The following is a 10,273-nucleotide window of genomic DNA, read 5'->3' as shown; positions in this document are numbered from 1 at the left end:
GCCCCGTTCCCACCCCTCGTGCGTTTTCGTCACACCCCCGTAACGTCGCGTGAGTCGCCAAGATGTGTCGCCTGAGGGCACGGATAGGCGACACATCTTGGCGACTCGCGCACGGGGATACGGCAGTAGCGTGAGGGCATGCGCGTGGATCTCAACGCCGACCTCGGCGAGACCGTCGACGGGGTGCCCACCGCCGACGACGAGGCGATGTTCTCGCTCGTGTCCAGCGCCAGCATCGCGTGCGGCGCCCACGCCGGCGACGCCGAGTCGATGCGGGCGTCGGTCGAGCGGGCGAGACGGTTCGGCGTCGCGGTCGGCGCGCACCCGGCGTACGAGGACCGCGCGAACTTCGGCCGAGTGCGCCGCGACCCGCCCCCCGGCGAGCTGCGGGCGAGCATCGCCGCCCAGCTCGACGCGCTCGAGCTCGCCGGCGCCGACCTGCGCTACGTCAAACCCCACGGCGCGCTCTACCACGCCGTCTCCGTCGACGCCGCACAGGCCGCCGCGGTCGTCGCCGCCGTCGCCGACCACTCCGCCCGACTCGGCCGGGCCCTGCCCGTGCTCGGGCTCCCCGGCGCGATCAGCGAGGCCGCGGCATCCGCGGGGCTCCCGTTCGTGCACGAGGCGTTCCTCGATCGCGGGTACGCCCCGACCGGAGGTCTCGTGCCGCGCGACCACCCGGGGGCGCTCGTCGAGGATCCCGAACGGGTGGCCGACCGCGCGCGTCGGCTCCTGAGCGACGGCACCGTCGACACGGTGGGCGGGGGCCGCATCGCCGTCCCCGCGGCGTCGTTGTGCCTGCACGGCGACACCCCGGCCGCGGTGAGCATGGCCCGTGCCGTGCGGGCGGCCCTCGACGACGCGGGGGTGGAGGTTCGCGCCCCGTGGTGACGCCGCGCCTGCGGTCGATGGGGGAGGGGGCGGTCCTGGCCGAGGTCGACGATCTCGCCGGCGTCCTCGCGCTGCACGCGGCGCTCGCCGCGGATCCGCCCGAGGGGATCGAGGACCTCGTCCCCGCGGCGCGCACCGTGCTGGTGGCGTTCGATCCCGCCCGCATCACGGTCGCCGCGGTGCACGCGTGGATCCGCTCCGCCGCGGGGTCGCCGGCGGCGGAATCGCCCCCAGGGCCTCTCGTCGAGGTGCCGCTCCGGTACGACGGCCCCGATCTCGACGACACCGCCGAGGCGCTCGGCATCCGCTCTCCCGAACTCATCGCGCGGCACGCCGCCGCGCGCTGGCGGGTGGCGTTCACGGGGTTCGCCCCCGGCTTCGCGTACCTGGTGAGCGCCGAGTGGGCGTTCGAGGTCCCCCGGCTGGCGCAGCCGCGCACGCGTGTGCCGGCCGGTTCGGTGGGACTCGCGGGGGAGTTCACCGGGGCGTACCCCCGCGAGACGCCCGGCGGCTGGCGGCTCATCGGGACGACCGACGCCGCCCTCTTCGCCCCGGATGCCATCGACCCGGTGCTGCTTCCCCCGGGCGCGCGCGTGCGGTTCGTGCCGGAACGGGCTGCCGTCGCGGCCGCCGCGCCCGTGGCATCCGCTTCCCGGCACGAGCTCGGCCGCACCGCGCGGGCGGATGCCGCCCCGAGGGCGGACGCCGCGCCGGCGCTTCGCATCCTCGATCCCGGCGCCCGCGCCACCGTCCAGGACCTCGGTCGTCCCGGCCGGGCCGGACTCGGCGTGTCCCGGTCGGGCGCCCTCGACCGCGGCGCCCTGCGCGTCGCGAACCGGCTCGTCGGGAACGCCGAGGACGCCGCCGGTGTCGAGATCGTCCTCGGCGGTTTCCGCGCTCGCGCCGAACGTGACGTGTGGGTCGCCGTGACGGGCGCGCTCGCGGACATCCGCGTCGACGGCTGGGCGCAGGATGCCTACGCGCCCCTGCTGCTCTCCGCTGGTGCCGAGCTGTCGGTCGGGGTCGCCCGCGCGGGCGCGCGGCTCGTGCTCGCGGTGCGCGGCGGGATCGTCGCTCCGCTGTCGTTCGGCTCGCGCTCGACCGACACGCTGGCCTCGCTCGGCCCCGCGGCGCTGCGGCCCGGTGACGTGCCCCGCGCCGGTGCGGCCGTCGCGCCCGTCCCGGTCGTCGACGTCTTCCCGTGGTCGGTTCCCGCCCCGGCCATCGACGTCCCCGTGACGCCGGGGCCTCGTGCGGACTGGTTCACACCGGCCGCGCTGCGCGTCCTGCGGGACGCGACCTGGACCGTGACCGGCGACGCCGACCGCGTCGGCATCCGACTCGACGGCCCCGCGCTCGACCGATCCCGGCCGGACGAGCTGCCCAGCGAGGGGATGCGGCCCGGTGCGCTGCAGGTGCCTCCGCACGGTCGGCCGGTGGTCCTGTTGGCCGACGGTCCCGTCACGGGCGGGTATCCCGTGATCGCGGTGGTGACGGATGCCGCGCTCGACCGTCTCGCTCAGCTCCGGCCGGGAGACCGCGTGCGATTTCGCGGACGCTGAGGACGGGATCGGGAATCCGGTCGAGGCGTGCGCGGTTATACCGCAGGTACGCAAAGTCGTCAAGAATTCGACTGGACACGGCGCGTCCTCCCGCGTATGCTTGGACTTCGCGCTCCTCGATTCCCCCTGCCCTCATATGGTGGTCGGCTGAGCCTGCCCGTCCCCGCTTCACCGCGGCGTGCGACGAGCAGGTTATTGGGGCAGGAACGCACTCCACCTGACGACAAGGAATCACGAGCCCCTCGCCCGGGCTTCTGGAGGTTATTCCCTTGGCTGCTGCGAGCAACGCATCCACCACCACCACCCCGAAGAGCGGACGCGGCGCATCCCGCCTCTCGTTCGCGAAGATCTCCGACAAGCTGACCGTTCCCGATCTGCTGGCCCTGCAGACCGAGTCGTTCGACTGGCTCGTCGGTAACGAGGCCTGGAAGGCCCGCGTCGCGGAGGCTCAGGCCGCCGGCCGCACCGACGTGCCCGAGATCAGCGGTCTCGAGGAGATCTTCGAGGAGATCTCGCCGATCGAAGACCTGAGCGAGACCATGCAGCTCTCGTTCACGAACCCCTACCTCGAGCCCGAGAAGTACTCGATCGAAGAGTGCAAGGAGCGCGGCAAGACCTACGCCGCGCCGCTGTACGTCGAGGCCGAGTTCATGAACCACCAGACCGGTGAGATCAAGACGCAGACGGTCTTCATGGGCGACTTCCCGCTCCAGACCGACAAGGGCACGTTCATCATCAACGGCACCGAGCGTGTCGTGGTGTCGCAGCTCGTGCGCTCGCCCGGTGTCTACTTCGACAAGACGCCCGACAAGACCTCCGACAAGGACATCGTCTCGGCCCGTGTCATCCCCTCGCGCGGCGCGTGGCTCGAGTTCGAGATCGACAAGCGCGACCAGGTCGGCGTGCGCATCGACCGCAAGCGCAAGCAGTCCGTCACCGTGTTCCTCAAGGCCCTCGGCCTGACCAGCGAGGACATCCTGGCCGAGTTCGCCGGGTTCGACTCGATCGAGGAGACGCTGTCGAAGGACACGATCCTCACGAAGGAAGACGCGCTCCGCGACATCTACCGCAAGCTCCGTCCGGGCGAGCAGGTCGCCGCCGAGGCCGCCCGCGCGCTGCTGGACAACTTCTACTTCAACCCCAAGCGCTACGACCTGGCCAAGGTGGGTCGTTACAAGATCAACCAGAAGCTCGGTCTCGACAAGCCGCTGAGCGACTCGGTGCTCACGGTCGACGACATCGTCGCCACGATCAAGTACCTCGTGCGTCTGCACCGCGGTGACAGCTCGTTCGACGGCGTCCGTCAGGGCCAGGCCGCCGAGATCCGCCTCGACGTCGACGACATCGACAACTTCGGCAACCGTCGCATCCGCGCCGTGGGCGAGCTCATCCAGAACCAGGTCCGCACCGGTCTGTCGCGCATGGAGCGCGTCGTCCGCGAGCGCATGACCACGCAGGACATCGAGGCGATCACGCCGCAGACCCTGATCAACGTGCGCCCCGTCGTGGCCGCGATCAAGGAGTTCTTCGGAACGTCGCAGCTGTCGCAGTTCATGGACCAGAACAACCCGCTCGCGGGCCTGACCCACAAGCGCCGCCTGTCGGCGCTGGGCCCCGGTGGTCTGTCGCGTGAGCGTGCCGGCGTCGAGGTCCGTGACGTCCACCCCTCGCACTACGGCCGCATGTGCCCGATCGAGACGCCGGAAGGCCCGAACATCGGTCTGATCGGTTCGCTGGCCTCGTTCGCACGCATCAACGCGTTCGGTTTCATCGAGACCCCGTACCGCCGCGTCGTCGACGGTCGCGTGACCGACCAGATCGACTACCTCACCGCGAGCGAGGAGAGTGACCACATCGTCGCTCAGGCCGGTGTCGCCCTCAAGGCCGACGGCCACTTCGTCGAGGACCGCATCCTCGCCCGTCGCGGTCAGGGTGGCGAGGTCGACCTGTTCCCCGTCGACGAGATCGGCTACATGGACGTCTCGCCGCGCCAGATGGTGTCGGTGGCGACCTCGCTCATCCCCTTCCTCGAGCACGACGACGCCAACCGCGCCCTCATGGGTGCGAACATGCAGCGCCAGGCCGTTCCGCTCGTGCGCAGCGAGTCGCCCGTCGTGGGTACCGGTATGGAGGGCTTCGCCGCGATCGACGCCGGTGACGTCGTCACCGCCGAGAAGTCCGGCGTGGTGCTCGAGGTCTCGGCCGATGTCGTGACCATCCAGCTCGACGAGGGCGGCACGCAGGACTACTTCCTGCGCAAGTTCGACCGGTCGAACCAGGGCACGTCGTACAACCAGCGCGTGGTCGTCTCGGCCGGTGAGCGCATCGAGGCCGGCGAGGTCATCGCCGACGGCCCCGCGACCGAGAACGGCGAGCTCGCCCTCGGCAAGAACCTCCTCGTGGCGTTCATGACGTGGGAGGGTCACAACTTCGAGGACGCGATCATCCTCAGCCAGGACCTCGTGAAGGACGACACGCTGTCGTCGATCCACATCGAGGAGTACGAGGTCGACGCGCGCGACACCAAGCTCGGCAAGGAGGAGATCACCCGTGACCTCCCCAACGTCAGCCCCGACCTGCTGAAGGACCTCGACGAGCGCGGCATCGTCCGCATCGGCGCCGAGGTGCGTCCTGGCGACATCCTCGTCGGCAAGGTCACGCCCAAGGGTGAGACCGAGCTGTCGGCCGAGGAGCGCCTGCTCCGCGCGATCTTCAACGAGAAGAGCCGCGAAGTCCGCGACACCTCGCTCAAGGTCCCCCACGGCGAGCAGGGCACGATCATCGCGGTCAAGGAGTTCAACGCCGAGGACGGCGACGACGAGCTCGGCTCGGGCGTCAACCGTCGCGTCGTGGTCTACATCGCCCAGAAGCGCAAGATCACCGAGGGCGACAAGCTCGCCGGCCGCCACGGCAACAAGGGTGTCATCGCCAAGATCCTCCCGATCGAGGACATGCCCTTCCTCGCCGACGGCACCCCCGTCGACGTCGTGCTCAACCCGCTCGGTATCCCCGGTCGAATGAACTTCGGTCAGGTGCTGGAGACCCACCTCGGGTGGATCGCCAAGCAGGGCTGGAAGGTCGAGGGCACCCCCGAGTGGGCCGCACGCCTGCCGCAGGAGGCGTTCGAGGCCGCCCCGAACACCAAGGTCGCGACCCCGGTGTTCGACGGTGCCTACGAGCAGGAGATCGCGGGTCTGCTCGACTCGACGCTCCCCACGCGCGACGGCGAGCGCCTGATCGACTCGTCGGGCAAGACGCGCCTGTTCGACGGCCGCTCCGGCGAGCCCTTCCCGGCGCCCATCTCGGTCGGCTACATGTACATCCTGAAGCTGCACCACCTCGTCGACGACAAGATCCACGCTCGCTCGACGGGCCCCTACTCGATGATCACCCAGCAGCCGCTCGGCGGTAAGGCCCAGTTCGGTGGCCAGCGCTTCGGTGAGATGGAGGTGTGGGCGCTCGAGGCCTACGGCGCCGCGTACGCGCTGCAGGAGCTCCTCACGATCAAGTCCGACGACATCCTCGGCCGCGTCAAGGTGTACGAGGCGATCGTCAAGGGCGAGAACATCCAGGAGCCCGGCATCCCCGAGTCGTTCAAGGTGCTCATGAAGGAGATGCAGTCGCTCTGCCTGAACGTCGAGGTCCTCTCGGCCGACGGCACGGCGGTCAACCTCCGTGACACCGACGACGACGCCTTCCGCGCCGCCGAAGAGCTCGGCATCAACATCTCCAGCCGCTTCGAGTCCTCGTCCATCGACGAGATCTGACCCGGCCAGGCAACGAACAGAATTCCGACACAGGAGAACCAGTGCTCGAATCAACCACTTTCGATCAGCTTCGTATCGGCCTGGCCACCGCCGACGACATCCGTCGTTGGTCCTTCGGTGAGGTCAAGAAGCCCGAAACCATCAACTACCGCACGCTGAAGCCCGAGAAGGACGGTCTGTTCGGCGAGCAGATCTTCGGGCCCTCCCGCGACTGGGAGTGCGCGTGCGGCAAGTACAAGCGCGTCCGCTTCAAGGGCATCGTCTGCGAGCGCTGCGGCGTCGAGGTCACCAAGTCCTCGGTCCGTCGTGAGCGCATGGGCCACATCGAGCTCGCCGCGCCCGTGACCCACATCTGGTACTTCAAGGGTGTGCCGTCGCGTCTGGGCTACCTGCTCGACATGGCGCCGAAGGACCTCGAGAAGGTCATCTACTTCGCCGCCTACATGGTCATCTCGGTCGACGAAGATGCTCGTCACCGCGACCTCGCGACGCAGGAGAACAACATCCGTCTCGAGCTGAAGACGCTCGGCGACCGTCGCGACTCGCGCATCGCCGCTCGCCTTGCGAAGCTGGAGGAGGAGCTCGCGGCTCTCGAGGCCGAGGGTGCCAAGGCCGACCAGAAGAAGAAGGTCAAGGACGCCGCCGAGAAGGACATGACCTCGATCCGCAAGAACGCGGACGAGCAGATCGCCAAGCTCGAGCGCGTGTGGGAGGACTTCCGCACGCTCGAGGTCGGCGCCCTCAAGCCCGAGGACGACGTCTTCCACGAGCTGCAGGACCGCTTCGGTCAGTACTTCGAGGCCCACATGGGCGCCGAGTCGATCAAGCGTCGCCTGGAGACCTTCGACCTGCAGGCCGAGGCCGACAGCCTTCACCTGCAGATCTCCGAGGGCAAGGGCCAGCGCAAGATCCGTGCGATCAAGCGTCTGAAGGTCGTCAACTCGTTCCTGCAGACCGGCATGTCGCCGGCCTCGATGGTGCTCGACGTCGTTCCGGTGATCCCGCCGGAGCTGCGCCCGATGGTCCAGCTCGACGGTGGCCGTTTCGCCACCTCCGACCTGAACGACCTCTACCGTCGTGTGATCAACCGCAACAACCGCCTGCGTCGCCTCATCGACCTCGGTGCCCCCGAGATCATCGTGAACAACGAGAAGCGCATGCTGCAGGAGGCTGTCGACGCGCTGTTCGACAACGGCCGCCGCGGTCGCCCCGTCACGGGTACCGGCAACCGCGCCCTGAAGTCCCTGAGCGACATGCTCAAGGGAAAGCAGGGTCGTTTCCGCCAGAACCTGCTCGGCAAGCGCGTGGACTACTCGGGTCGTTCGGTCATCATCGTCGGACCCCAGCTGAAGCTGCACCAGTGCGGTCTGCCCAAGCAGATGGCGCTCGAGCTGTTCAAGCCGTTCGTGATCAAGCGCCTGATCGACCTCGGTCACTCGCAGAACATCAAGGCCGCCAAGCGCGCCGTCGAGCGCTACCGTCCCGAGGTCTGGGACGTGCTCGAGGAGATCATCCGCGAGCGTCCCGTGCTGCTGAACCGTGCGCCCACGCTGCACCGTCTCGGCATCCAGGCGTTCGAGCCCCAGCTCGTCGAGGGCAAGGCGATCCAGCTGCACCCGCTCGTCTGCGCGGCGTTCAACGCCGACTTCGACGGTGACCAGATGGCCGTCCACCTGCCGCTCTCGGTCGAGGCGCAGGCCGAGGCCCGCGTGCTGATGCTCGCGTCGAACAACATCCTGAAGCCGTCGGACGGTCGCCCGGTGACCCTGCCCTCGCAGGACATGATCATCGGTCTGCACCACCTGACCACCCTCAAGGAGGGTGCGGCGGGCGAAGGCCGCGTGTTCGGTTCGGTCGGCGAGGCCATCCTGGCCAAGGACGAGGGAACCCTCGACCTGCAGGCCAAGGTGCGCATCCGCATCCCGGGTCTGACCTTCCTCGAGGGTCAGGCGCCCGAGGGCTACGAGCAGCACGGTCTCGTGGATGCCTCGCTCGGTCAGGCGATCTTCAACGACACGCTCCCCAAGGGCTACCCGTTCGTCCGCGAGCAGGCCGACAAGGGCAAGCTGTCGCAGATCGTCAACAAGCTGGCCGAGGAGTACCCCAAGGTCGAGGTCGCCGCATCGCTCGACCGCATCAAGGACGCCGGCTTCTACTGGGCCACGCGTTCGGGTGTGACGGTCGCGCTGAGCGACATCCTCACGCCCCCGAACAAGGGCGAGATCGTCGCGGGCTACGAGAAGCAGGCCGCGAAGGTCCAGGCGCAGTACGAGAAGGGTCTGACCACCGACGCCGAGCGTCGCCAGGAGCTCATCAAGATCTGGACCGAGGCCACGGATGCCGTCCAGAAGGCGATGCGCGACAACTTCCCGGCCGACAACACCATCAACCGCATGGTCTCGTCGGGCGCTCGTGGTAACTGGCTGCAGATCCGCAACATCGCGGGTATGCGTGGTCTGGTGAACAACCCGAAGGGTGAGATCATCCCGCGTCCGATCATCTCCTCGTACCGCGAGGGTCTGTCGGTCGCCGAGTACTTCATCGCCACGCACGGTGCCCGTAAGGGTCTGGCCGACACGGCCCTCCGTACGGCCGACTCGGGTTACCTCACGCGTCGTCTCGTGGACGTCTCGCAGGACGTCATCATCCGCGAGGAGGACTGCGGCACGTCGAAGGGCCTCGAGCTCCCGATCGCCGCGGTCGACTCCACCGGCACCCTGGTCAAGGACGCCAACGTCGAGAACTCGGTGTTCGCTCGTACGCTCGCCACGGCGGTCGTCGACGCGCAGGGCACCGTCCTCGCCGAGGCCGGCGACGACGTGGGCGACGTGCTCATCGACAAGCTGGTCGCGGGCGGGGTCGAGACCATCAAGGTCCGCTCGGTCCTGACCTGCGACTCGGCGGTCGGCGTGTGCGCGAAGTGCTACGGCCGTTCGCTCGCGACCGGAAAGATCGTCGACATCGGCGAGGCCGTCGGCATCATCGCGGCCCAGTCGATCGGTGAGCCCGGTACGCAGCTGACGATGCGTACCTTCCACACCGGTGGTTCCGCGTCCGCCGATGACATCACGCAGGGTCTGCCCCGCGTGCAGGAGCTGTTCGAGGCGCGCACCCCGAAGGGTGCCTCGCCGATCGCCGAGGCCGACGGCCGCATCACGATCGACGAGACCGAGAAGGCCAAGAAGGTCATCCTCACGCCCGACAACGGCGACGAGCCGGTGGTCTACCCGGTCCTGAAGCGTGCGACCCTCCTCGTCGAGGACGGCCAGCACGTCAAGGTCGGCGAGCCCCTCCAGGTCGGAACGCTCGACCCCAAGGAGGTCATGCGCGTGCAGGGTGCCCGCGAGGTGCAGAAGTACCTCGTCAACGGCGTCCAGGGCGTGTACCGCTCGCAGGGTGTGCCGATCCACGACAAGCACATCGAGGTCATCGTGCGCCAGATGCTGCGCAAGGTCACCGTCGTCGACCACGGCGACACCGACCTGCTGCCCGGTGAGCTGGTGGACTTCAAGCGCTACCAGACCATCAACCGCGAGGCGGTCGGCGAGGGCAAGCGTCCCGCGTCGGGTCGTCCCGAGCTGATGGGTATCACCAAGGCGTCGCTGGCGACCGAGTCGTGGCTGTCGGCCGCGTCCTTCCAGGAGACCACCCGCGTCCTGACGCAGGCGGCCATGGAGGGCAAGAGCGACCCGCTGGTCGGCCTCAAGGAGAACGTCATCATCGGAAAGCTCATCCCCGCCGGAACGGGACTTGCGAAGTACCGCAACGTCACCGTCGAGGCGACGGAAGAGGCCAAGAGCGAGCGGTACCCCAACCGCATCTTCGCCTCGGACGGCGCATACAGCGACGCCGACCTGAGCTACGTCGATTTCGACAGCTTCTCGACGGACGACTTCACGCCCGGCACGTACAACTGAGTGAGACGGATGCCGCACCCCGGTGCGGCATCCGGATCCCCCGAAGGCCCCCGGCTCACGCCGGGGGCCTTCGTCGTGCCCGCGGTGTTTCGGACGGGTGACGTGTCGGGGTGGGCGGCGTGTCGAGGCACCGGCG

The 10,273-nt window shown here is 68.8% G+C and carries 4 protein-coding genes; all 4 read left to right on the top strand.

Annotated elements, in window-relative coordinates; all coding sequences use genetic code 11:
* Positions 1–138: 138 nt before the first annotated feature.
* The 4 genes from MHY30_RS11165 (at position 139) to rpoC (ending at position 10,137) form a co-directional block, all read left to right on the top strand.
* Positions 139–891, top strand: coding sequence for a LamB/YcsF family protein (locus MHY30_RS11165; protein WP_239276995.1), 753 nt, complete (start codon positions 139–141; stop codon positions 889–891).
* On the top strand, positions 885–2,453 hold the full coding sequence (locus MHY30_RS11160; protein WP_239276994.1) for an urea amidolyase family protein: 1,569 nt from the start codon (positions 885–887) through the stop codon (positions 2,451–2,453). Before MHY30_RS11165 ends, MHY30_RS11160 begins: the two co-directional genes overlap by 7 nt.
* Positions 2,454–2,722: 269 nt before the next feature.
* On the top strand, positions 2,723–6,220 hold the full coding sequence (locus tag MHY30_RS11155; RefSeq protein WP_239276993.1) for a DNA-directed RNA polymerase subunit beta: 3,498 nt from the start codon (positions 2,723–2,725) through the stop codon (positions 6,218–6,220).
* 41 nt (positions 6,221–6,261) lie between these two features.
* The gene (gene rpoC, locus MHY30_RS11150) at positions 6,262–10,137 is read left to right on the top strand and encodes a DNA-directed RNA polymerase subunit beta' (RefSeq protein ID WP_239276992.1); all 3,876 of its coding nucleotides are present in this window, start codon (positions 6,262–6,264) and stop codon (positions 10,135–10,137) included.
* Positions 10,138–10,273: the final 136 nt, after the last annotated feature.

The organism is Microbacterium sp. ACRRU (assembly GCF_022346945.1).
GTDB classification, from domain to species: domain Bacteria; phylum Actinomycetota; class Actinomycetes; order Actinomycetales; family Microbacteriaceae; genus Microbacterium; species Microbacterium mcarthurae.
This window is presented reverse-complemented; position numbering and strand designations above follow the sequence as displayed.